Here is a 21,871-nt window from a genome sequence, read left to right on the forward strand (position 1 = left end):
GACTACACCGTCAGGCTCACGTAGCCGGCGGCAAATTGCGTATGACTGCGAGGTTCAGCGACAAGTGACCACATGGCGTCCCACCCATCCTTCTGCGCTGGCGACCCCACCTGACTATCCATCATGCCACCGACAGCGTGCATGGTCTCGACTGAGCCGCCAGACTGCGGCGACATATAGAAGACGTCGCCCAGCGTGAGCAGTCCTAGACCCACATCGCCACGGCGAACGGCGTTGCCAACCATGCTAGGGGTGGCAGGAAAGAAGACGACACGTAGCTCGGGCTGCCTAGGCATATGCGTGACAAATGTGCCAGACAGCCAGGCCTCACCGTGGCCAAAGTGCTGTCGAACTCGCCGTTCCCACAAGCTGTAAGCGTCCCAGAGATCACGTCGGAGAGCCTTGTGGCTAGGGGCGCCAGCCACGAATAGCGACTCGATCTCTACGGCTGAGGTGTGGTGGCGGGCACTTGGAGAGATCGGAAGCAGGCCATGCGCATCGAGCGCTGGCAAGGTCAACTGTTCACCTCCACGGGTCGCCAGCATGAGACGAGTTGGATTGTTGGGTCAGGCACAGGCACCTCCAGATTTCTAGTCTGAAGAAAACCTGACGCAACAGCAAAGAGTGACGTTTGCCGGGCGTGGCGTAGAGCCTTGGGGTGGCTACGTCGGGAGGCAGGGAGGGTTTGTCAGATTTGTCAGTATCAACTCGCGTCCTCACGTCGGTGTGTTGACAGGGCCGCTGGCCGCCGCGCACGGGAGATGCCCCCGCCTGGAGTTCCTCTGCTTTACGGCCAGCCAGTCGCAGCAGCGACACTCAGCCGCCGGCCCAATGCCCGCGGTCAAGTGGGGGCATCTCCTCGTAGTTGCTGGGAGGCTAATCGGGAGGCTACGACCCTGCATCGGCCAGGACGACACCAGACGTCAGTGGACTCAGAGAAGTGTGGGCCAAGGCGTCCGCAGCGCACGGGAAATCCATGGCGTGGATGAGGTGGCGCTCGATGCCCTAAGCTCCGAAGGGTTGCGGCTAGAGGGGGAGTTAATGTGTCGGACCTGAAGTCCTTGGTGCTACATGTTTTCCTGAGGTGGATGGCTCCTTCGCCATCACCGATCTCTCTGTCTCCAGTGGCTGTTTCTGCTCCGAATCCCGAGTCTTCGGCGGCTGACTGGGTCGCAGCGTGGGCGCAGGTTGGCGCCGCGATAGGGACCGTTCTTACCCTTGCGGCGGCATTATGGATTAATCGACGTACCCGTATAGCGCTGGATGAAGAACGTAAAGCTCGCCAACAGGATATCGCTCGGTTGGAGGTTGCTGCGGCTGATGCAGCCCTTCAGAAGGTAAAGGCTGCAGTGGCGACATTGCTCGTGCAGATCGACGAGACGCGAGAGACCTTGGACCGTAAGAATGGTCCCACCGATGAGCCCGGCGCATTTGGCTTCTTTATGTTGGGTATGACCGGAGTTGCGATAGACATGGTATTCAAGTTCGACGATGATGAAGGCTCAGGTAGGTACGTAGGGCGAGCTTTTGGAAAAAATCTGCAGCTGGCTGCAGCCTTCCTCTGGATTGGACAGGTTGCCGGTCTCGTGATTGCTGCGCTCAGCCACGCTGCGGGCGGCGACATGAGGATCACGAATCTGCTCGCTGAGTTGGATAGCGCTGCACATCCACACATCGCAACCGCAGCTCACGAGCTAGATGCAGCAGCCCGAAAGGCTCTGGGCGAGCGTCGGAAACTTTGGCCGTCTTATGATGTTGTCCAGCTAGCCAACAAGGAGTTCAGGGCTGCGGAGAGCAGACTGAGGTTTCTGCTAGAGACCGGGCCTTGGTTGCCATAAAACTGTGCTCGATCTGTACCCAAGCCGACCTGAGAGGCGGTGGATGTAACAAGCCGAATGAGACGGTCAGACGCCGGTCGGCCGGGAATCCTGCAGATGTCCGCACTTCCTGTTGCTTCTGAGACACCCGTTGGGCTACTCATAACCCGGAGGGCGCAGGTCCAGCTCCGGCGCCCGTACGGATCCGCAGGGACGATTGATCTTGGCCGTCCACCTGAGAGAGATATGGCTCCTCTCGGCAGCCAGTGGTTGAGGCTCGTGTGAGTCAGGTGTCTGTCCGCCCACCTGCATGTGCTGCGGGGGGCTTAATACGACTAGCCTTCGTGAATGCAGAACAGCGAGCCGCTTCCGGCGAAAATCGGCGGCGAGATGGCTTCTGTCATCTTGCCTGGAGTCGGGCCACTGGTAGAGCGGATGCTCACCGTGGTTCTTGACGAATGGGGCCGAAACAGGTCCAAGGCGCTGGAGGTGGCGGTCCAGGTCTCAGGCCTGACTCGAGAAGACTTGGCGGAGCGAATCGAGAACGAGCCGGAGTTGGTACCGCTGCTCACACGCCTGCTGTGGGAAGCCGCTATGACTGGCCAGAGTCACCTACTTGAGGCGATGGGAGCTGCCTTCGGGGCGGCAATCGGCGACCTGGAGCGCGCCACCGAGTACGAGCTAATCCTTGGTGGTCTCCGGAGCCTCCATGGGGACGACGTGCGTGTTTTGCGAGAGATCCGCGACCTGCATGTGTTCGATCAGCGCAGCAAGGAAGAGGATCCTCCCGGCGTCCAGACGGCAAAGGTGATCGGCCGGCGTCTTGGATTCCCTGACGAGGCGGTGGCCTTTGCATTGGTTCGGCTCGTAAGCCAGGGCTTCGCCACGTCAATGACTGTGTTGGGTGGCGTCCGGTACGAGATCACCGAACTCGGCCGCCTGCTGTACGACGCACTCGAACGGATGAGTGATGCTGATGGATCCGGGGTTTCCGTAGGTCAGTCCCGTTGAGCTACGTGTTGGCGGCCAGTAACGCGTGGGACATGCCCCGATCTAGGGGTCTTCCAGCCTCTGCCACTGAACGCTGCTGAGGGGCCGTCCGCTCCGTGGGCCACCCTTGCTTACGGAATACCCTCTGCGCCATGTTCGATGTCAGATTCGCGACTCCGGCGAGGGCATCTCCATTGGTTGCCGGGAGGCTAATTGGGAGGCTACGACCTGTATCGGCCCGGACGGCACCGGACGTCAGTGGACTCGGACGCGTATGCTCCAAGGCGACCGCAGCGTAGGGGAAATCCATGGCATGGAATCGGTCCGATGTGCTCGACTCCGTACCCAGATCTGTACTCAAGCCGTCGCGAGAGTTGACGATCCTCATGAGTCGAGTGAGACGGATCGGACGCCGGTGAGGCGCGGGTTCTGCGGACGCTGGCCCTGTCGTTGCTTCTGAGACAGCCGTGGGGCTACTCATAACCCAGAGGTCGCGGCTCACTCGATTGGGATACCGAGCTTCCTCACTAGTTCCTTTGGCATAAGCAGTCAGTGCCGAGGCCAGTTCGCTGTTCGACGCGCCACCGACAGACGCCAGGGCCAGCCGCATGAATGTCTGGACGACGCCGGCCCGGCCCTTGCGGCGGGGGGCATCTCCTGGTGGTTGCCGAGAGGCAACCCCTTGGGTCTCCGCAGTCGGCTGCCTCGGTGAAGAGTGGCGATAACATCGCTCATTCGTCTTTCAGTCGAGATTCCCAAGCTGCATAATTCCACGGGGTTACTGAATAGGTTTGGCGGAGTTCGCGCAACTTCAGCCGCGCGGAAAAGGAGCCGTGACGCCTTGCGTAACCTTCCACAAATTTGCGTAGTGTTTCCTGGGCTCCATCGGATGCATACAATGCCATGGCAGCGTGAATGTCGGCACCCGCCTCCTCGCGCTCGACGTCGGCTTGCATGAAGCCCCTCCGTTCCTCCTCGGGGAACATACGCTCGAGCCATGCTGGCCGACATTCGCCGAGCCAAACGGCAGGCGCAAATCGATTGGTAGCGCTACGACGTGCGTTGAAGTACAACCATGCCGACCATAGATCGTCCCAACTTTGAATGTCGCTCCCGCGACAACATTCTAGTGCGGCCTGTTCTTTATCTCGCAGCTCGACATAGAATCTGCGCAAGAATACTTCCCTCCGGCCCCACTCAATTTCATTCACGATAGAGGAACTGAGGTGATCCGCAGAAGTGGTAGGCGCTACACTCAGCTTCCAGCCGCCGGCGGGAGGAACGGTATCCAGGCCGATGAAATCGAGATAAAGACGAACTAGTGTGAGGATGCCGAGCGGAGTGCTGGCGGCTCTCGCTGAGATCTGTCCCGAATTGAGTTTCTCTCGGACGGTACGTGATTCGAGAACGCCAAAGAGATAGTCAGTATCTTCTCGGCGGGCACCAAGGTTCAGGCAATCTACAAAGATCTCGACCCAATTCTCGATATAATCTGAATCACCGGGAAGTTCGTACTTAAACCTCGGGTCTGTGGTCATAATACTCGGTGATCGGTTGCTGTGATGGCTTGCGTAACCGTTTCAATGATTTTTTCGATTCGGCCCTCGGCGATGCCCAGTTCGCGCAGGCGAGCCGCGATCAGATTTCGCTCGGCCAACGTCGAGGCTTCACTGATCGAAATATCAACCCTGACTTCTACCAGTATCTGTATTTCAGCCAGGCCAGATTGATGGGTAGGTTTCGCCTTCTTCTTCGCGACAATCTGCTTGAGCTTGGCTCGGGTGGATTCGGAGAGATCCTCGCCGAATCGGCCAAGGTATCCAGTAGCAATCGCGCCTGCGATCGCCGAGATAGCAGACAATGCCCAAGCCCCACTGTCGAATTGAAGCCTGGTACCGTCGCTCCTAGCCTCAGCACCTTCCGACGCGTCCAGCATTGCGTCATACAGGGCTAGGTACCGCTCTTCGGCGTCGATCATCCTTTGTCCTCCCCGACATCAGAGCAACACGCTACTGGCAGGATGCATTCGAGTCCACGGCTCTCTGTAAGTGAGCGGTAGGATGAGTAGACGACATCGCAGGCGGGCTTTCGGCTGGTGGGCTGCGTGTCCCCCTTCCTCGACCTGAGTGGACCGCACGCGTCCTCCGTCTGTGGGCCTACTCATAACCCAGAGGTCGCAGATGGAATGCTCCGACAGACCTCACAGAACTCGCCGAACCTTAGGGTTTTGTCAGTTCTGTCAGTTCTGTCAGTTCTGTCGGGGCTCTCGTCGCGGCAGGCGCTTGCGAGAGACGCTCGCTCGCTGACTGCGGTGTCACCTGGCGCCGCACCCATCGGCTCGGCAACCCCGTCCTAGCGGCATCGAGTTGCGTTCCGATCTCGGAAGTGAAGACCAGGTTGAGGTTCTGCCAGCGGAGTCCTGCTGCCTTCCGCCGGACCTCCTGACGCTCCTTGTTCGGCTGTCAGCTGCTCTCGGAGATGAAGTCCAGGAACCGACTGCCCAGACTGGTTCGCAGGGCGGTGTAGTTGCCGTCGGTGGACACCGAGATTAGGCGAGCGCCACTCAGGTCAGCGGTGAGAAGGTCGCGCCACTCTCGTCGTCTGGTGTTGATGACATCAGGGCGCACGTAGAGCGAGCTGGGCTGGTAGTAGGAGATCCGTGCGAGCATGCGGAGGTGGGCCGCCGAGAACTGGTCGACCAGGCGGAAGAACCGGGCTTGCTCATCGGTGTCGGGCGCGTCCGGGGCAACGGAGTTCAATACTGCGTTCCTCAGGGCGTCGAGCTTCTCCTGTTGGGACGTTGCCTGTGCCGCGCGGGTGGCGTTGATCAATGCGTCGAGAAGGACATCGTCGTTAGGCAGGGTGTCGTACTTCTCGGCGAGCTCGTTGACTACCTCCGTCATGGTCCGCTGCCACTGCTGCAGGCGGCGGTCGTACGGAGCCTGCATGTAGTTCTCGTAGAAGACCCCCAACACACCCCCAACCAGCGGGATGGAGCTGAGTCCGCCCGCGATCGCTTTGTCCACCAGGTCGGTCCGCGGTGTTTCCGGCGGCGGCACTGTCATGCTGCTGAGTGTCCCACGCAGCGGGGTGGTCGCCAGCCCGGGCCTGCTGCCGGCGGGGCCTCGCGCCTCGACGCTGTGCGGGGGAGATGCCCCTGCCTCGCTGGAGCTCCGTTCGCTTGCCAGCCTGCCCGGCTTGCCGTCAACCAGCCTAGCTGGCGTGCCTCCGCGTGGCCCCGGACGGGGGCATCTCCTCGTGGTTGCTGGGAGGCTAACTGGGAGGCTACGACTCTGCATCGCCCCGGACGGTACCGGACGTCAGTGGACTCGAAGGCGAGTAGTCCAAGGCGTCCGCAGCGTAGGGGAAATCCATGGCATGGAAGAGGTCAGGGGTTCGAATCCCCTAAGCTCCACCATGACAGGCGTACTCGAACCCGTTCCTAGAGGAACATCATCAGGGGTAACGAATACGTCTCTCAGGGTTTACAGGTATCTCAGGCGTCCCAGTCTTCTGACTGGGACGCCTGTTTGCATTTCTGGATACGGATGCCTCCCGCGTCTGTCCGTCCCGCCAGTGGCGATATGGCGCGTATGACGCGGTGAATTCCTCGAACACGGGCGTTCGTTCGGCATGTCCGCCCTATCTCCCGGGTGAGATAGGGCGCTGTGTAGAAGGCGCCGTTCATGCGTCGCCGTGTCGTGTTGCCTCCCGCCTTGTACATCGCCTGCGGGTCTTCGAGGAAGTGGAGTACGGCGCTGATCGTGTCTAGTGCCTGGGTGAGTTCCTCGGTGGATGACTGGCGGTCTTCGTTGAGGCGCACTCGCTCGACGGCGATCTTTTGGATGCGTTCGCGGAGCTTGACGGAATGTATTGACCCGTCTGCTCCGAGATCGAGGAGTCGTTCTTCCTGCTCGTCCAGTTCCCGTAGGCGCTTCGTGGCGCGTTTGCGGAGGGTCTGGAGGTCGCTTCGGTCAAGCGCGACAGTCTCCTGTGCCTGTTCGCCGATGGTGTCGACGAATCCGTCAGGCAGGCGTTCGGTGACGTAGTGGTCGATGATGATCTGTTCCACTCGGGGGGGGTGTCCCTATGGGGTTGGTCAAGCCGCGCGGAGCGCGGGTGGTTGGTAGTGGGTGTTGGTGCGGAGCATGGCGAATAGGACGTCGCAGCGGCGTCGGGCGAGGCAGATGAGGGCGGCGTTGTGTTTCTTGCCTTCGGCGCGTTTCTTGTCGTAGTAGGCGCGGCTGGTGGGGTCCGCGAGGGCAGCGAAGGCGGCGAGGAAGAAGGCGCGTTTGAGTTTGCGGTTGCCGCTGCGGGCGGGGTGTTCGCCGCGGATGCTGCTGCCGGAGTGGTGTGTGACGGGTGCGATGCCAGCGTAGGCGGCGAGGTGGCCGGAGCTCTTGAAGGCTGAGGCGTCGCCGATCTCGAGAAGGATGCGGGCTGCGGTCCTGACCCCGATGCCGGGCATCGAGATCAGGACCTGGGCAAGAGGGTGCGCATCAAGGATCTCCTCGACCTCGGTTGCGATGGTCTTGCGTTGAGCCAGCACGGTCTTGAGGCTCTGGGCCAGTCTGGGGAGGACGGTGTCGGCTGCGTTGGTGCCCGGGACGATGACGGTTTGTTCGTCGAGCGCCGCGAGGATGTCGTCGACGAGCTTGGTGCCCATTCTGGGTGCGTGTTTGGTCGCGATCGCGGTCAGTTTCCTGCGGCTGGTGGCGCGGATCCCGGCGGGGCCTCCGCAGCCGATGAGGATTTCCAGTACGGCGGGATGGGTGGCTTTCGGGCCGAGTACTCGTTCTAGTGCGGGGTGGATTCCGGTGAGCAGTCCGCGGATGCGGTTGCTGATCCGGGTCGCTTCGCCGGCCAGATCGTCGTCATAGCCGACCAGCACATCTAGTTCGGCCAAGGCCTCGTCACCGGCGTCGATGCGGCGCAGCGCGTGCGGCAGAGTGCGTGCGGCGTCGGCGATGATGAACGCGTCCCGGGCATCGGTCTTGGCGTTGCCGGGATACAGATCGGCGATCCGGCGCATCGCCAGCCCAGGCAGGTAAGCGATGTCGTGGCCGCAAGCACGCGCCACGGTGACCGGCAATGCGCCGATCGTGGCGGGCTGATCGACCACCACCAGGACTGGTCCGTGGGCGGCGAGCTTGTCGAACATCGCCCGCAGTTTCGGTTCACTGTTCGGCAGTGGCGCGTCGTGCAGCCGCTGGCCGGCCGGGTCCAGACCGACGGCGTGGTGCTCGCTCTTACCGACGTCCAGGCCCAGGAACACGCCGTACTGGTCCATGCAGGTGTCTTTCGTCTCGTCGTCTCCTGGCCGTCCAGTCAGGCATCGACGGCCGGCAGCCACGTTACGACGAGACCTGCCCTGGTGGGCGGCAGTGTCCCTATCAGCGGTCCCTCGATGCCGCCAAACCCGGTGACACCACCCCCCGGATCATGAACCTCGACTGGGGGCATAAGTCATGCCCGGGCCTGGCGACCAGGTCTCCTCACCGAGGAGCCACGAAAAAGGTAACGGGGGCGGGTAGAGCAGGTAGGTCGCAGACGCCTTCTTGTTTGCCCCGGCAGATGAAGTAGTCGTAAAACCCACCGTTGCCCTTGGCTTCGGTGTAGATGAGGCGTGTACCTGGCCGGCCACTGTCGTGGCATCGCTGACAGAACAAGATTCCCCGGAGGGCCTTCGCTGTCTCTCATCGAGGCTGCAACCCCCGGTCGTAGAGATCAGTGCGACCACTCCTGAACGGGTCCAGTTCAGGAGGTTTGGACCGGCTGGCGCAGAGCAGTCTCGTCCCCTGGTCCGCGCCAGCCGGTCTATTGAGGTCCCTGTCCGAGCCGGGGAAGGTGAGCCAGGGGACTCGGGGCGGGCTCGAACAGGGACGATGTAGTGACGGAACCGGTGAGTCGTGCAGGCGATCCGCCTCACGGTGACGCTGGGACGACGACTCCCCACCGGATCTGGTCAGTACAGCGGTGCGTTACTGCACGTTCAGCACCATGTCCGCCGCTCAGTACGGCGCGTTCGCCCATGCTTACGGTCATGACGTCATGGAGTGGTGTGGCTTCGAGACTTTGCGGGACATCCGTGAACTTAGAGTGACCTGTTACGCCGCACAGCGCGCTAGTGAGAACGAGAAATTCCGAGACGAGGCTGCCCTACGTGTCGCCTCCTCGCGTGGACTTCGAGGTGCACGGCCGTGGCCTGACTGGAAGCCGTTGATCTGAGTCTCCTTGCACAAATGGATGGTCTTGATCCAGCTGGGTGAGTGTCGACGTGCCGCTTCATCCTCTCCGATGATCATGGCATGCTCTCGTCGCTCACAACCTGCAACCGAAGCCTTGGCAACAGAGCGTAACGAGTGCATAGTGCTGCGCTAGGGGCAGTGGGCGCAGTTGTTGAGTAGATGGGCGCGGATCGTGGAGTTTGGGGACTACCAAAGGACAGCTGCGTTGACGAGTCATGCCCGCTTGGAGTCGGGTGGGCCACAAGCGGCGTTGGCTCCGATGTTGGGCCTTGCCAGCAAGACCGGAACTATCCTCAATGTCTACAAGAAGTATCTACGAGACAGTATCGACCTCGCGGCGAACCGGGCGATCCTCACAGAAGAGCTCGGCGATGAGTTGTGGTACATAGCTGCGGTTGCAACCGCATGCGGGCTGGATCTGAACTCGATTGCCGAGGCCAACTTGCTGCGTACACGGGATCGCTACCACGGTGAGATCACCGTCGAGGATCTTTCCGGGTTGCCTTCCTTCGATTCTGAGTACCCGATGACGGAGCGGTTCCCTCGAAAGCTTGTCCTGTCGTTCATCGAGGCTGATGGCTCATCCGGTGTACGCCAGGCGAGGATGGTCGTCGTTTCAGCCGAGCCCAATGCGTTTCCCGACGGCCGTGTGACCTCGTCTGATGGCAAGGTGCTGGGCTTCCAAGTGGGCGGGGGACTCGGTGACCCTTTGACAGACAACTCTCGGCAGCCGGACAACTACCGGTACCACGATGCTATCCATCTAGGATTTATGGCCGTGCTCGGATGGTCTCCGAACACGCGCTCGCTCCTGAAGCTCAAACGGAAGTCCGATCAGGCGACAGATGAGTGTGAAGACGGCGCCCGGGCGGTCTTCGCCGAGGAAGGGCTCGCCGCGGTGCTGTCGCGGCTGGCGAAGCGCCGGCTTGGGTTTCTCACCGAGCTGAGCGTCGACGGTGAGGTCATCGAGGTGGCCAAGGCCGCGGTCACGGACCTCGAGGTCGATGCGATGCCTTCGTGGCTCTGGCGCCGAGCGATCTCACAGGGGTTCTCCGCGCTGAAGCAGCTCGCTGATAACGAGGGAGGCTACCTAACGGCTGACCTTGACGCGCGGACTTTGACCTATGCAAAGATGCCCACTTAACGCGGGGGTGTTGCGGGGGTCACACGAGGCCACATGGTCGTGACGCGGAGCCACCTCGGCACTCGATCAGTAGCGACGCGGAGGTCTCAGGTGGACGGCGGCAATCTAGCCAAGCTGATCGAGGACGTCGAGCGAGAACTGCTATCCGGCGCTCAAAGTGTCGTGCTGCTCGGTTTGACGCCAGTTACGACAGCAGTGCTTGGCAAACTTGCCGGATCTGGACTGCTGAAGCAGGTGACGTCTGTTCATACTGCCGAGAAGCCTGGGGCGCGACCGGAACTGACTGTGCCAGTTCGTGCGATGGACGCGTTGGCGGACTTGGCTCCAGACGTAGTAGTTGTCGCCGCAGACGACGAGAAGCAGGAGCTTCTCAGCGCGGCGCTCCCGTACCTCAGGGGCGCCCCGAGGGTGATCGTGGCGGGTTACGGCCATCTGACGTTCCGCGATGCCATCTTCGAGGAGGAGGGTGCCAACCTTCTCGTGCCGTCATTGGCCAACGGTTATCCGCACAGCTTGACGCATCTGTATCAGTGCCTCGTGAACGCGAGCCGGCTTGACCTTAAGGGCATCGTGGCCGAGTTCGGAATGTTCAAGGGAGGTACGACGATGTTCCTTTCTAGGGTGATCGAGCGTCTTGGTAAAGACTGGAAAGTCATCGGATTTGATTCGTTTAACGGCTTTCCGCCACGGCGCAGCCCGCTCGACATGTATGACCACCCAGACTGTGTTTTTACCGATGTCGGCAGCGTCAAGCAGTATCTGGGGGATCGGAATGTTGAGATTATCGAAGGTGACATCGTCGTGACTGCGGATGCCCTTCGGGACGAGGATATTGTTGTCAGCTTTGTCGACACCGACAATTACAGTTCAGCCAAGGCCGCTTTGGAAGTTGTCCGCGAGCGGACGGTGGTGGGCGGCGCGATTGTCTTCGATCACTTCACAGGCGTCGACCGCTTCCGGTATACCTTGGGTGAGCGAATGGCTGGCAGCGTGCTACTCGACGATCCGCGGTACTTTCACCTACACGGAACCGGCGTGTTCTATCGCCAAGCGATCTGAGACATGATAAATAGAAGCATGAAGCGTAGTCCAACACCGCGGCCGGGCATCTATGATCTCTATTGGTATTTTGCCTCCGAGCGGCAGGCTGCCTTCGAGCGTCGCGTAGCCAATCAGGCGGCGCCGTGGACTGAAGATCCGATCCTTCAAGAGTACAAATTCTGCAACGTCTACAGAGCCGCCGATCGGGTCAGTCAATACCTCATTCGGCATGTTGCGTATCATGAGGAATCATGTAGTCCAGAGGATCGTCTGTTTCAGATTGTCGCTTTTCGGACTTTCAGCAAGATTGAAACCTGGCGCACCCTCCGGCAACTTCTAGGGCACTATCCGACGCTAGATGATCTCGCGAGCGGCGCTTTCACAGAGGCTCTGAATCAGACCAAGCAACTCAACGGTGGACTTTACACCGGAGCATTTATCCTCTGTGCTACGAATGCGTACGGGCAAAGCGCGAAACATCTCAATCATGTTGAGTTGTTCCGTCATATGTTTCTTCATGACGATTTGGCTGGCCAGTTACTGCGAGCGACATCCCTCAAGGAAGTCTATGTGCTTTTGCATGGCTATCCCCTGATGGGCGACTTCATGTCATACCAGACGAGTATCGATCTCAACTATTCAAGCTTGCTCGATTTCAGCGAGAACGAGTTCACGCAGGCCGGCCCCGGGTCGCTCCGCGGTATCAAAAAATGCTTTACAGATCTTGGTGACTATTCCCCAGAGGATGTGATTCTCTGGATGGTCGATCGACAGGGCGATGAGTTTGAGCGACTGGGTCTTCCGTTTGGTGGACTGTGGGGTCGCCCGCTGCACGCAATCGACTGCCAGGGACTCTTCTGTGAGACCGACAAATACTGCCGTGAGGCTGTCCCTGAACTTGCAAGTGCTCGCAAACGAATCAAAGCCAGATTCTCGGTAGCGCACGAGCCGATGACGCTATTCTTCCCCCCGAAGTGGAATGTCAACGCGGCGCTTCCTGATGGGCCGGTTCTTGGCAGTGCTCCGGCATCGATGCAAACGACACTCTTCTGAGCCTAACCCCCTACCGGCTACACGAGCTAGACGTGTTCGGGATGACATTAATGAGGCGTCGAGTGGTGCTCGCTGCACGCTCAATCGCATCACCGAATTCTCGCACGTCTTCCGGCTTGAACCAGTCAAGAATTTCCGCGCCGCAGTCGATGAGCTCTTGAGGTAATTTGACGTCGTCAGAGAGGCGTATCCCGACGATGCCGTTCGGCGGGTTCTTACCGAGGCTCCAGGCGACCTCCTTCGGAACCCAATCACTCTGGTGTGTCTTGTCTCCGATGAGGACAACGGTCGCTGAGGTGTTAGTTATCTGTTCTCGGATCTTCCTGCTGATGTAGGCATCGTCGTTACTCTTCACCGGGTCGAGCAAGTGTCTCCCGGTGAACCGGAGATCGAGCTTCTCGTTATACCGCATCAGATTGAACCCTTTGGCCTTCATCTGATCTTCATGCTGGTAACTGATAAAGACGCGGCGTGTCACTGAAACCTCGCTTGATCACTGCGGTTGTAGGGTGCCCATTTCCTTGCAGAGTGGACATTGCTTGAGGGGCGCCTTGCTGCGAATATCTCGATAGCCGCAACTCGTGCAACGCCATAGACCGCCAGGATTCGTTCCCTTGTAAACTGTTCCGAGCTTGCCCAGATACGCTGCCGCGTGCCCCCATTCAAACGTATCGTCCTTGCCCCAGGTCGGATAAGTATAGCCAGTCTTGAAATGAGAGAGATGTTCGAGGCGGTGAATCTCGTCGACGTAGTCTGCTGTGCGATCCGGCCTGCGGTCGATGATCTTACGCAGCGCCTTTGTAGTGACTGTGTCGATCGGCCTCATCAGCCGGAAAAACGGCGCGCAAACGTCCCTCACGCTCGATGGCAGATCACTGAGAAGAATCGGATCGACGAACCGAAGTTCGCGCGCTGCGAGGGCATAGTCACCCCTGCCAGCTCCCGCAGTGCTTTCAGCGAACCAGCCGATATCGTAATAGCCGGTGAGCGCTCGCTTCTCCTTGCCGTGGCTCGTGACAAAGAATATGTGCGTCCGGCCGTCGCGTACAGCCTTGCCCCGTAGATCGAACTCGCAGGTTGAGAAGAGACCGTAGGTTCCGGTCTCCAAGTTGGGATCGCTCTTGTTGTCTCTGGGTTTAGTGACGTAACGAACCGGATATCGAGCAACGGGGTCGCTGAGGTACACCGACAGATAGCCGGCGCCGGTCTTATCCTCGAGCGGCTTCCACGGCGTGTTCGGTGGCTTGCTGGAGCCCGATTTCTTGACCATACTTCACCATAGCCGCTAGTTGTGCGGGACTGCTAGATGATCATCGAAAGTATGGGGTGGGCACTGATGGCAGACTTCCCTGAGCGGCGCTTGGATGATGGCGATCTGCCGAGCCTGTTTGCGGCCGCCGATAGGACATCACTGTCGGGGCAGCAACGGTACACCGGAGCTGTCATCTGGCGATCTTGGCTCGCCGTTGCCGCTGCGGCTTCGGGGATCGCAGCTTGGAGAGTTGGCAGCCAACGTGTTGACGTACTCGCGATCATCACGATGGTTATTCTGCTGGCTTTGCTACTCGTCGAAGTCTATCTCCGCAGTAGCAAGCCGAATGGAGCTTGGTATGACGGCCGTGCGGTGGCGGAGTCAGTGAAGAGCTTAACTTGGAGATATGCAGTCAGGGCATCGCCCTTCGAGGAGTTGAGTGATGCGCAGGATAAGCGATTCCTGAATGCACTTGAGCAACTACTCAAGGATGTAAAACTGGCGTCGCCAATTTCCGCTGGAACTCAGTCGACTATCTCAGAATCTGTAAGGACGCTGCGCCACTCTCATGCGGAAGTCCGAAAAGCGGTCTACGTTCGTGATCGAATAGATGACCAGCGAGAATGGTATGCAAGGAAGGCAGCATTCAACCAGAAGCGGGCAAGCGCCTGGGGAATCGGGCTGCTGGTAGTCGAGGGCATGGGTATCGTGGCCGCTTTTTTGAAGGTGATAGGTGTAATCGACTTCGATCTCGCTGGCGTCGTGGCCGCCCTCATTGGGGTAGGTGCGACAAGACTCAGCCTGCGGCAGTACTCGACCAATGGTCGCGCCTACTTCTTTGCTTCTGAAGAACTTTCAATCGCTAGAGCCCGTTTGGATTCGGTTGATTGTACGCAGCCCAACGCCGATGAGACGTGGGGAGCGGAGGCTGCCGACGCAGAGGAAGCCATCAGTAGGGAGCACACCATGTGGAGGGCATCCCGGTCTCGGCCGGAGTGACTGTTCAGTCTGTGCGGTAGTACTAACTAATGTCCCCGGGGGTGGAGCGCTATGCATGACGTATTTATTTCGTATTCTCATCGGAATCAGAAACTAGTCCGACGATTGGTTTCTGACTTGCAAGACCATGGTGTTGACGTGTGGTTCGATACGATTGAGATTGCGGTCGGAGATTCCACGCATCGATCTATCGAATCGGCGATTTCGGAAGCACGATTCTTCTGTCTTGCGATTTCGCCGGCTGCGGTGGAGTCGTACTATGTTCGCGAAGTCGAGTTCGAGCAGGCATTCAGTCGCCTGCTAGTCGAGAGGCGGCCATTCACTTTGCCGATTGTGATCTGGCGGACTGATGAAGAACTCATACCCGAGCGTATTCGGCACCTACATCGACTGGACTTTGTTAATCGCAAACATTATGCTAAAAGCATGCGGCAGTTAGTGAAGAAGATACGGGGCGTGGATGGTGGATTCACTGGTTCTCGATGGTTCAAGGGTCTCAATATCTCAAATTTGGGCGAACCTGTTGGGGTGGGTCCAGTAGCGCAGAAAGCGACGATGGGCGCGGCCTACTGTATTGAATGGAAGGATGGCGTAGTTGTCCAAGTCGAAGTTTTTGAAAGTGGAAAGCTGATCCATTATAAGGAATTTGATTTTGACGATGATGGACGCGTCGTTGGTAATAGGATGTACTCCCGAGGCGATGACGGTGCCTGGGCTATTGTGGATGACGTGTGGTATTGCGCGTATGATCCAATCACCGGGAATCGTGCCATGAAGACGATGCGGTTTCTGGGTGAGGCCACTGCGCGCGTCGTTCGCTACGATAGTCATGGATTGCCGACTCGCGAAGATATTGTGACTGATCCCGAGCATTTGCCGGATCGCGCTTTTCCTTATGCTAGTAAAATATTCGAGTACGATTCGGCAGGCAATGCCATTGGTGAACGATGGTTCAATGAGCAAGGCGAGGAAATTCCTGCGGTGAAGTGGGTTTAATGATTGATCTAGGGTCACCTTGCGAATGGAGAGGTGTTGCGCGGCAATGAATGATAGTAGTTTCCAAAGTTGATACCTAAAAGTTGCGGCTCCTGATCTCTTTCCTGAGGATCAAGCTCGGCTTGCCCCAATCCCGCTATTGTTCTATTCTAATAGCTGAGGACTTATCCCCCGTCGCAGGCTCGCGGTCGTCCATGCGTATCCCGCATCTTCACGCCTCACGCCTCGTCGAGGCTTCACGATTGAGTCGCTTGCCGACGTCAGCCAAAGACAAGCCGCTCTCATACAGTTGAGCAGCCTGCCTGATTTCATCGCTGGTGATCCGTGGCCACCGGAGTTCAACTCCGGCTTCGCGCAGGATCTTCAAGACAGCAGGTTTCGAGACCTTGAACATGTCGGCCACTCGCTGGCTCGGAGTACCAGTGTTGTACTCGGCCACGATCCGAGTGAACACAGAGCTGTCCAGCCGGTCTTCGAGCTTGTGCGGGCGACAGGCAGGCGCCGTTACAAGCTCCCGGACCGGATCTGCCGCCAGAGACTCGCGCACCCTCCCCAGTTGGGTCAGTAGTGGGGTCTGGTTTGAGTAGCGCTTTAGAACCTCCACAAACAGCAAGGCCGGTCACCAAGGTGACCGGCCGTTTGCGTTCCCGCGATCGACCGCCGAGGCTCGAACCCAGCATGGAGGTCCTGGTGTCCCCGAACTGGCTGTTCCTGATTCTGGCCGTCGTGCTGGTGCTGTTCGTGGTCGGCCCGATCGCCGTGGTGAGAAGCCAGAGGAAAGCCGTGGGCATGCCGGGCGATCCCAACGCTGTGCCGGGATCACCCGCCACCCCTCCGACGGGCCTTGAGCGGTCCCCACAAGAAGCCCACGAAGACATCGTGCGAAGGAACTGGCAGCGTCCCGGCGTAGTAGTCAACGGCGTAACCCTGGTCGACCTCTACAACAGAATCCGCGCCCTCGAGGAGCGCCTGGCCAGAGCCGAACAGCAGCCGCCCACACCACCCCAGCCGTAACCGCCCCAGCCCTGACCGTCATCGCCGCCCGCGCAGGACTCCTCGCGCGACCGACCGAACCCTGTATCTCGTGACCTGCGGAGCCCCTCTCGCATCACGCGTTGAAGCCGGTGCACGAGGTGCTCGCGCGCGAGGCTGGAACCCTTATGTACTGCCGACAGATGCTGCCCTCCCGTGGCTTGCGGTGCAGCGTTAGGCTCCCGCATCCCTACCGCCGTCGTCCTCTTCGCCAAGCACGACCTGGCCGGTCACCCTGCCTGGACCGCATCGCTCGCTGTACTTCGGTACGCAGGCGTGCACATCGTCGATCCGCACGACGGTTCGACCTCATCTCTTGAACCGCTGTCCTCGGGTACAGGAGAGCGCGTCGCTCAGACCTTCCAGTGGGACTGGGTGCTCGACCTGCTGAACGTTGCCTAAGGCGACCTAGCGGACTGATTGCCCTGGCCTGTCAGTCGTTGAGGAAGTCCTGTGCCTGCTGGACGAACAGGTTGTGGTGTTGGAAGAGGGCGCCGTGGCCGGCGTCTGGGTAGATGCTCAGAGTGGCGTTGGGGAGCAGTTGGGCTAGGTGGAAGGAGCTGATGGTCGGGACCAGGGTGTCGTCGTCGCCGTTGACGATGAGGGTGGGGTTTTGTACGTCGGACAGGGCGGCGGGTGAGGTGGCCCGTTCCCACTTGGTGGCTGCGGTTAGCTGGGCGGTGATCGTCTCTTGCGTTACGGGGTGGTCGTGGTTCTCGGTGCGTTCGGTTAGGCGGGTTAGGAAGGCGTCCGCGGCGGACTGGCTGCGGGGCGTTGGGGTGAAGAAGAGGAAGTGTTTGGGGTGTTTGCCTTCGGTGTCTGCTTTCCCGAAGGCGCTTTGCAGGCCGGCGGCCCAGGTGCCTGGGCCTTCGTCGGCGGCGGGCGAGGTGCCGACCAGGACGAGTCGGCGGATCAGGTCGGGGCGTTGTTGGGCGACTGTCTGGGCGACCATGCCGCCTAGGGAGAATCCGAGTAGGTCGGCGGCTTCCACGCCGAGTGCCTCTAGGAAGGACGCGGTGTCGGCGGCCATTGCCTCGATGGTGTCGGGGGTGGTGCCGCCGGAGGCGCCGACGCCTCGGAGGTCGACTGCGATGACGCGTCGCTCAGCCGCTAGGCCGTCGACCACGGCGGGGTCCCAGTCGTCCAGTACCGCGGTGATGTGGTTCAGCAGTACCAGCGGTACGTCGGCGGTCGGACCCACCTCGCGGTACGCGAGCGGCGTACCGGCGACACCCACCTCGCGGTACGCGAGCGGCGTACCGGCGACACCCACCTCGCGGTACGCGAACGGCGTACCGGCGATGTCCACCGTCTCGGTCGGTGCTTGTGCGAAACTCGCTGTCATTTCTTGCCCTTCCCGCGCGGTGACTGCGCCTCCTGGCGCTGATCGACAGCCTGGCCGGGATCGGCGGGGGACCGCTTCCGTCGGAAGACCATCGCCAGGCGGCGCGACACTCCGCACCCGGCAGTCATTTCTCCATGCCACCGCTTTGCACACAGGCCGGCAGGACCACAGTCTCGCTGACAGTCATCCGACCTATGCGAAGCGTTTCCGGCCTACCGACACTGATGGGACAGCCCGCCGAACAGTAGCGAGGAGCAGCATGTCCCAGATCGTCCTTGTTACCGGGGCTTCCAGTGACCTCGGAGCCGCCATCGCCAACGCGCTGGCCAGTTCAGGTCACACCGTGTACGCCGGGATCGGCCCGACTGCCGTCGATCCAACCGGCCGGATCGCCGAGCCGAGTGGCCATGCCCTGCGCCGCATCTCGTTGGACGTCGCCGACCAGCGCTCGGTCTCGACGGCCGTCGATGCGATCGTGGCGGAAGCCGGAAGAATCGACGTAGTGGTCCACGCGGTCGGTCCGGTCCCTCGAGGACCGCTCGAATCCTTCACCCCGTACCAGCTGGCGCAGCTCTACGACGCGCATGTGCTGTCCACCCAGCGCGTCAACCGTTGCGTGCTGCCGCAGATGCGCGAGCGGCGGGATGGCCTGCTGGTCTGGATGGTGCCGGCGAACCACGACGCCGAGGGCACTCCCTACCTCGCGCTGCACTCCGAAGTGGTGACGATGATCGACCATCTCGCAGCGAGCTACGGCCGGGAGCTGACCGGTTTCGGGGTCGAGACCACGATCGTCGTCCCCGGTTTCCTGGTCCCCGAGGAGGGCACGCGCGTGCGGACCGTCGGTCCGGACGACGTCGAGACGGCCCGGGCCTATGAAGGCCGATACCCCGGCCTGGTTGACCGGGTGGACTCGAAGCTTGCCGAGCAGGTGCTCACGGAAGCGGAGGTCGTCCTCGCGGCCCAGGCCATCGCGGCCGTCGTCGACAGCCCCAAAGGCAGCCGTCCACAGCGGATCGCTCCTGGCCGGCCAGGTTGACGAGAGGCTCACCGGCCGGTCGTAGGTGCTATTTCTCCAAGATGGCAAGCGCGTCGCGAAGGGCTGCTCTGGAGGTGATCCCGAGCTTCGGGAAGATCTGGTACAGATGCGCGCCGATGGTCCGGTGCGAGAGGTACAGCCGCTCGGCGATCTGTTTGTTGGTCAAGCCGGACGCCGCCAGATCCGCGATCTCCCGCTCCTGGGGCGTGAGTACCTCTCCGCCCGCCGTGGTTTTGGGTGTGCCCCATCCGGTGGCGCGGAGTTCTTTGGCGGCCCGGTCGGCCCAGGGCCTGGCGCCGAGCAGTGTGAAGGCGTCGTACGCCAGCCGCAGCGGCTCTCGGGAGTCGGCATTCGCCCGGAAGCGTCGCAGCCGTTCCCCGTACGCCAGCCGAACACGGGCCAGATCGAACGGCCACCTTTCGACGCCCGGTCTCGCCAGCGCCTGCTCGAACAGGCGCACAGCCTCGTTGTCGTCTGTCGCGCACAACGCCGCCGAACCCGCTGCAAGAAGGCCGAGCCGCGGGGACAGCCCAGCGATGTCGGCCTCCCGCATGGCACGCACGTGAGCGGCGGCGGCGGAGTGCCGATCGGTCCGCACGGCGGCCTCGACGACGTCGAACGCCACCCACAACGCGTGCGGCACGTGGGAGGCGAACGTACCCGCCGGACTCAGGGCCGTCGCGTGTCGATAGGCGCTTTCGAAGTCGCCGCGGCCGGATTCGGCGACTGTGCGGACGTGCCGGGTGTAGTGCAGCGCCACTCCCACGCCTCGGGGTGTCGCCCAGCGAATGATCTGGTCAGTCAGGCGGTCGGCCGCTTCGTCGTCGCCGCGGGCTGCAGCGACGACGGCTCGGCAGTACCAGAAGTACCAAGTAAAGAAGGGGTATCCGGAGTCCTGGCAGACCTGGATTCCCTCATCGGCCAGCTCCAGGCACTCGTCCCATCTGCCGGTGAGGTAGTCGTCCAGGCACAGGTGCATCAGCGCTCCGATGTGCCGCCGCGGCGGACCGCCGTCGCGCCCTTGGAAGACAACTCGCCACGAGGGCTCGCGGACCTCTGCCAGCCGATCGAGGTAGAGCGCGCCGGTGCCCGCGCGAACGATCCAGCCGGGATCGGTTTCCTTCTGCAGGTCGCCAAGAACCGACTCCAGTTGGTTCACGGCTCCAGCACCGGTACGGACCGGGTCGGAGAAGGTCTTGGCAGCCACCGAGAGCAGGGCGGGCGGCTCCGGCCGCAGCCGTCGGAGCGTTGCGTACAAAGGGTTCCAGAGCTCCGCGCGACCACTGAAGAAGCAGAGGAGCAGCAGCAGGTGGAGCGCGTCGATGAGGGCGCCGTCCTGGGCGTCGTACTGGTGCGTGCCGGCCTCGACGGCACCGGCCAGCAGCCGGTGGGCGGTGTCGATGTCCCCGTCGCCGTTGATGATCAAGAAGACAGCGGCAGCGGCGAAGTGCAGGGAGTCCATCAGCTCCGGATCGGCCTGCCGAGCGCCTTCGAGCAGTTCCGAGGCGTTGCGGAGTTGCCCGGTCGCGTCGGCGCCGATGTAGGCGGCCTCAGCGAGCCGGCGAGCGCGGTGCGATCCTTGAGGACTCAGATCGGCAGCCCTCACCAGCGCCGCCACCGCACCGACGGCGTCGCCGCGGGCCGCGATCCGCCGCGCCGCTTGTTCGAGCAGTCCGGCCACCTGTTCGTCCGGCTCGACGCAGGCTTCGCCGAGGTGCCATGCCCGCCGCTCGGGGTGGCTCATCAGTACCTCGGCCAGTGCCCGATGAGCCGCTCGGCGTTCGGCGCTCGTGCAGGCGCTCACGACCGCCGAGCGGATCAAGGGATGCCGGAAAACGAGCCGGCGCGTGCCGTCGTCGAAAGACACCAGCCGATCCTGCTCGGCCGGGGCGAGGTCTTCGAGGTCGGATTCGTAGCCGGCCTGCCGCGCCGACGCCTGCAGGACAGCGAGATCGCCGGTTCCCTCCAGGGTCGCGAGCAACAGCAGCCGTCGCGCGGCCACAGGGAGAGCAGACACCCGGGAGACGAACAGCGCCTGGAGGCGTTCGCTGAGCGGGAGCACCGCGGGAAGTGTCTCCAGCGCCGAACGTTGCTCCCCGCTCAGCGCGGTGGGCAACTCGAGCAACGCCAGCGGGTTCCCCTCGGCTACCGACAGGAGCCGCTGACGCACTTGAGCGGCCAGGGCCGGAAATCGGGTGTTCAGCAGGAGTTGCGAGGACTCTCCGTCCAGCGGCGGCACCTCGTACTCGGGCAGGCCGCCGCCGTGGAAGAAGGTCTCACTTCCCGAGCGCATGGCGCCGAGGAAGGTGACGCGGGTGCCGTTGAGCCTGCGGGCGACGAAGCCCAGTACGGCGGCGCTGGCCCGATCGAGCCACGGCAGGTCGTCGACGATCAGCAGCAAGGGGCTGGCCTTGGCCACGTGACACAGGAGCATGAGCGTCGCGTTCGACACGACAAGCCGTTCCGGCGGCGCTCCGCTCCCGAAGCCCAGAGCGACTTGCAGCGCCTCGGCATGCGGCGTCTCCAGTTCCCCGAAGACCTCGTACAGCGGGAAAAGAACCTGGTTCAGGCCCGAATAGCTCACGTCGGCCTCGAACTCGACGCCGGCGGCACGCAGTACCCGCGACCCGTTCGCGACCGCCGCTTCCGCCACCGCATCGAGCAGGACGGTCTTGCCTACTCCCGCCGCTCCTGACAACACCAGCGCTCCACCACGGTCTGTGGCGTCGAGAAAGCCACGGATTCGCTCGAGCGCCACGCCGCGTCCCACGAGCAGATCGACGCCGGCGTGCTCGAACAGGTCGCCCACTGGAACACCCTCTCCCGCCCACGCGGGGGTGGAATGATCCGATGTCATAGGGTCCTGGCTCCTCGGTCCGGAGCGCGGCGGCCGCTCGTGCAGAACAAACTCGCGC

The 21,871-nt window shown here is 61.5% G+C and carries 20 protein-coding genes; 9 read left to right on the top strand and 11 right to left on the bottom strand.

Features of this window, described 5'->3' with window-relative positions; all coding sequences use genetic code 11:
- Positions 1-2 precede the first annotated feature (2 nt).
- Complete coding sequence (locus tag ABD116_RS41820; protein ID WP_425552099.1) at positions 3-545, bottom strand: DUF6932 family protein; 543 nt, start codon at positions 543-545, stop codon at positions 3-5.
- Positions 546-1,043: 498 nt separating this feature from the next.
- Between ABD116_RS41820 and ABD116_RS19220 the strand changes: the two genes are divergently transcribed.
- On the top strand, positions 1,044-1,838 hold the full coding sequence (locus tag ABD116_RS19220; RefSeq protein WP_343971609.1) for a hypothetical protein: 795 nt from the start codon (positions 1,044-1,046) through the stop codon (positions 1,836-1,838).
- A gap of 327 nt (positions 1,839-2,165) precedes the next feature.
- Positions 2,166-2,828 (top strand): hypothetical protein, encoded by a 663-nt coding sequence (locus tag ABD116_RS19225; RefSeq protein WP_343971612.1) that lies wholly within the window; start codon positions 2,166-2,168, stop codon positions 2,826-2,828.
- Positions 2,829-3,538: 710 nt separating this feature from the next.
- Here the strand turns inward: ABD116_RS19225 and ABD116_RS19230 are convergent.
- The 5 genes from ABD116_RS19230 to ABD116_RS19250 all read right to left on the bottom strand — a co-directional run bounded on the left by ABD116_RS19230 (position 3,539) and on the right by ABD116_RS19250 (position 8,097).
- Positions 3,539-4,345 (bottom strand): hypothetical protein, encoded by an 807-nt coding sequence (locus ABD116_RS19230; RefSeq protein ID WP_343971615.1) that lies wholly within the window; start codon positions 4,343-4,345, stop codon positions 3,539-3,541.
- Positions 4,342-4,785: a hypothetical protein gene (locus ABD116_RS19235; RefSeq protein ID WP_343971618.1), complete on the bottom strand. Its 444-nt coding sequence runs from the start codon at positions 4,783-4,785 to the stop codon at positions 4,342-4,344. The genes ABD116_RS19230 and ABD116_RS19235 overlap by 4 nt, the downstream gene beginning before the upstream one ends.
- Positions 4,786-5,269: 484 nt before the next feature.
- Positions 5,270-5,872: a hypothetical protein gene (locus tag ABD116_RS19240; protein WP_343971621.1), complete on the bottom strand. Its 603-nt coding sequence runs from the start codon at positions 5,870-5,872 to the stop codon at positions 5,270-5,272.
- Between the two features lie 431 nt (positions 5,873-6,303).
- Positions 6,304-6,879: a hypothetical protein gene (locus ABD116_RS19245; RefSeq protein ID WP_343971624.1), complete on the bottom strand. Its 576-nt coding sequence runs from the start codon at positions 6,877-6,879 to the stop codon at positions 6,304-6,306.
- 27 nt (positions 6,880-6,906) lie between these two features.
- Positions 6,907-8,097, bottom strand: a complete 1,191-nt coding sequence (locus tag ABD116_RS19250; protein WP_343971627.1) for an IS110 family RNA-guided transposase — start codon at positions 8,095-8,097, stop codon at positions 6,907-6,909.
- 1,217 nt (positions 8,098-9,314) lie between these two features.
- Here ABD116_RS19250 and ABD116_RS19255 point away from each other — a divergent pair.
- The 3 genes from ABD116_RS19255 to ABD116_RS19265 all read left to right on the top strand — a co-directional run bounded on the left by ABD116_RS19255 (position 9,315) and on the right by ABD116_RS19265 (position 12,293).
- Entirely contained in the window at positions 9,315-10,199 is an 885-nt protein-coding gene (locus ABD116_RS19255) for a nucleoside triphosphate pyrophosphohydrolase family protein (RefSeq protein ID WP_343971630.1), read from the top strand.
- Between the two features lie 90 nt (positions 10,200-10,289).
- Positions 10,290-11,258, top strand: a complete 969-nt coding sequence (locus ABD116_RS19260) for a TylF/MycF/NovP-related O-methyltransferase (protein ID WP_343971633.1) — start codon at positions 10,290-10,292, stop codon at positions 11,256-11,258.
- A gap of 18 nt (positions 11,259-11,276) precedes the next feature.
- A complete protein-coding gene (locus ABD116_RS19265) occupies positions 11,277-12,293 on the top strand; it encodes a nucleotide kinase domain-containing protein (RefSeq protein ID WP_343971636.1) in 1,017 nt (338 codons plus the stop codon).
- Positions 12,294-12,303: 10 nt separating this feature from the next.
- On the opposite strand, the gene ABD116_RS19270 is transcribed toward ABD116_RS19265, so the two are convergent.
- Positions 12,304-12,771 carry a TIR domain-containing protein gene (locus tag ABD116_RS19270; RefSeq protein WP_343971639.1) on the bottom strand — a complete coding sequence of 156 codons (468 nt, stop codon included), beginning with the start codon at positions 12,769-12,771 and terminating at the stop codon, positions 12,304-12,306.
- 15 nt (positions 12,772-12,786) lie between these two features.
- On the bottom strand, positions 12,787-13,563 hold the full coding sequence (locus ABD116_RS19275; protein WP_343971642.1) for a hypothetical protein: 777 nt from the start codon (positions 13,561-13,563) through the stop codon (positions 12,787-12,789).
- A 36-nt stretch (positions 13,564-13,599) separates the two neighbouring features.
- On the opposite strand from ABD116_RS19275, the gene ABD116_RS19280 reads away from it, so the two are divergent.
- The gene (locus tag ABD116_RS19280; protein WP_343971645.1) at positions 13,600-14,544 is read left to right on the top strand and encodes a DUF4231 domain-containing protein; all 945 of its coding nucleotides are present in this window, start codon (positions 13,600-13,602) and stop codon (positions 14,542-14,544) included.
- Positions 14,545-14,595: 51 nt separating this feature from the next.
- The gene (locus ABD116_RS19285) at positions 14,596-15,540 is read left to right on the top strand and encodes a toll/interleukin-1 receptor domain-containing protein (RefSeq protein ID WP_343971648.1); all 945 of its coding nucleotides are present in this window, start codon (positions 14,596-14,598) and stop codon (positions 15,538-15,540) included.
- Between the two features lie 211 nt (positions 15,541-15,751).
- On the opposite strand, the gene ABD116_RS19290 is transcribed toward ABD116_RS19285, so the two are convergent.
- The gene (locus tag ABD116_RS19290) at positions 15,752-15,979 is read right to left on the bottom strand and encodes a helix-turn-helix domain-containing protein (RefSeq protein WP_343971651.1); all 228 of its coding nucleotides are present in this window, start codon (positions 15,977-15,979) and stop codon (positions 15,752-15,754) included.
- Between the two features lie 251 nt (positions 15,980-16,230).
- Here ABD116_RS19290 and ABD116_RS19295 point away from each other — a divergent pair, with 251 nt between their 5' ends.
- Positions 16,231-16,554: a hypothetical protein gene (locus tag ABD116_RS19295; RefSeq protein WP_343971654.1), complete on the top strand. Its 324-nt coding sequence runs from the start codon at positions 16,231-16,233 to the stop codon at positions 16,552-16,554.
- Positions 16,555-17,005: 451 nt separating this feature from the next.
- On the opposite strand, the gene ABD116_RS19300 is transcribed toward ABD116_RS19295, so the two are convergent.
- Positions 17,006-17,917, bottom strand: a complete 912-nt coding sequence (locus ABD116_RS19300) for an alpha/beta fold hydrolase (RefSeq protein WP_343971657.1) — start codon at positions 17,915-17,917, stop codon at positions 17,006-17,008.
- A 259-nt stretch (positions 17,918-18,176) separates the two neighbouring features.
- Here ABD116_RS19300 and ABD116_RS19305 point away from each other — a divergent pair, with 259 nt between their 5' ends.
- A complete protein-coding gene (locus ABD116_RS19305) occupies positions 18,177-18,956 on the top strand; it encodes an SDR family NAD(P)-dependent oxidoreductase (protein ID WP_343971660.1) in 780 nt (259 codons plus the stop codon).
- A 28-nt stretch (positions 18,957-18,984) separates the two neighbouring features.
- Here the strand turns inward: ABD116_RS19305 and ABD116_RS19310 are convergent, their stop codons facing one another.
- Positions 18,985-21,765 (bottom strand): helix-turn-helix transcriptional regulator, encoded by a 2,781-nt coding sequence (locus ABD116_RS19310; RefSeq protein WP_343971663.1) that lies wholly within the window; start codon positions 21,763-21,765, stop codon positions 18,985-18,987.
- Positions 21,766-21,871 lie beyond the last annotated feature (106 nt).

The sequence above is a fragment of the Kribbella koreensis genome, assembly GCF_039525325.1.
GTDB lineage: Bacteria > Actinomycetota > Actinomycetes > Propionibacteriales > Kribbellaceae > Kribbella > Kribbella koreensis.

Bases quoted from the DNA above. Each gene is read 5' to 3' on its own strand.
- ABD116_RS19225 (WP_343971612.1), top strand. From the start codon at position 2,166: ATGCAGAACAGCGAGCCGCTTCCGGCGAAAATCGGCGGCGAGATGGCT.
- ABD116_RS19265 (WP_343971636.1), top strand. From the start codon at position 11,277: ATGAAGCGTAGTCCAACACCGCGGCCGGGCATCTATGATCTCTATTGG.
- ABD116_RS19240 (WP_343971621.1), bottom strand. From the start codon at position 5,872: ATGACAGTGCCGCCGCCGGAAACACCGCGGACCGACCTGGTGGACAAA.
- ABD116_RS19285 (WP_343971648.1), top strand. From the start codon at position 14,596: ATGCATGACGTATTTATTTCGTATTCTCATCGGAATCAGAAACTAGTC.
- ABD116_RS41820 (WP_425552099.1), bottom strand. From the start codon at position 545: ATGCTGGCGACCCGTGGAGGTGAACAGTTGACCTTGCCAGCGCTCGAT.
- ABD116_RS19230 (WP_343971615.1), bottom strand. From the start codon at position 4,345: ATGACCACAGACCCGAGGTTTAAGTACGAACTTCCCGGTGATTCAGAT.
- ABD116_RS19305 (WP_343971660.1), top strand. From the start codon at position 18,177: ATGTCCCAGATCGTCCTTGTTACCGGGGCTTCCAGTGACCTCGGAGCC.
- ABD116_RS19280 (WP_343971645.1), top strand. From the start codon at position 13,600: ATGATCATCGAAAGTATGGGGTGGGCACTGATGGCAGACTTCCCTGAG.
- ABD116_RS19250 (WP_343971627.1), bottom strand. From the start codon at position 8,097: ATGGACCAGTACGGCGTGTTCCTGGGCCTGGACGTCGGTAAGAGCGAG.
- ABD116_RS19255 (WP_343971630.1), top strand. From the start codon at position 9,315: ATGTTGGGCCTTGCCAGCAAGACCGGAACTATCCTCAATGTCTACAAG.
- ABD116_RS19275 (WP_343971642.1), bottom strand. From the start codon at position 13,563: ATGGTCAAGAAATCGGGCTCCAGCAAGCCACCGAACACGCCGTGGAAG.
- ABD116_RS19235 (WP_343971618.1), bottom strand. From the start codon at position 4,785: ATGATCGACGCCGAAGAGCGGTACCTAGCCCTGTATGACGCAATGCTG.
- ABD116_RS19300 (WP_343971657.1), bottom strand. From the start codon at position 17,917: ATGACAGCGAGTTTCGCACAAGCACCGACCGAGACGGTGGACATCGCC.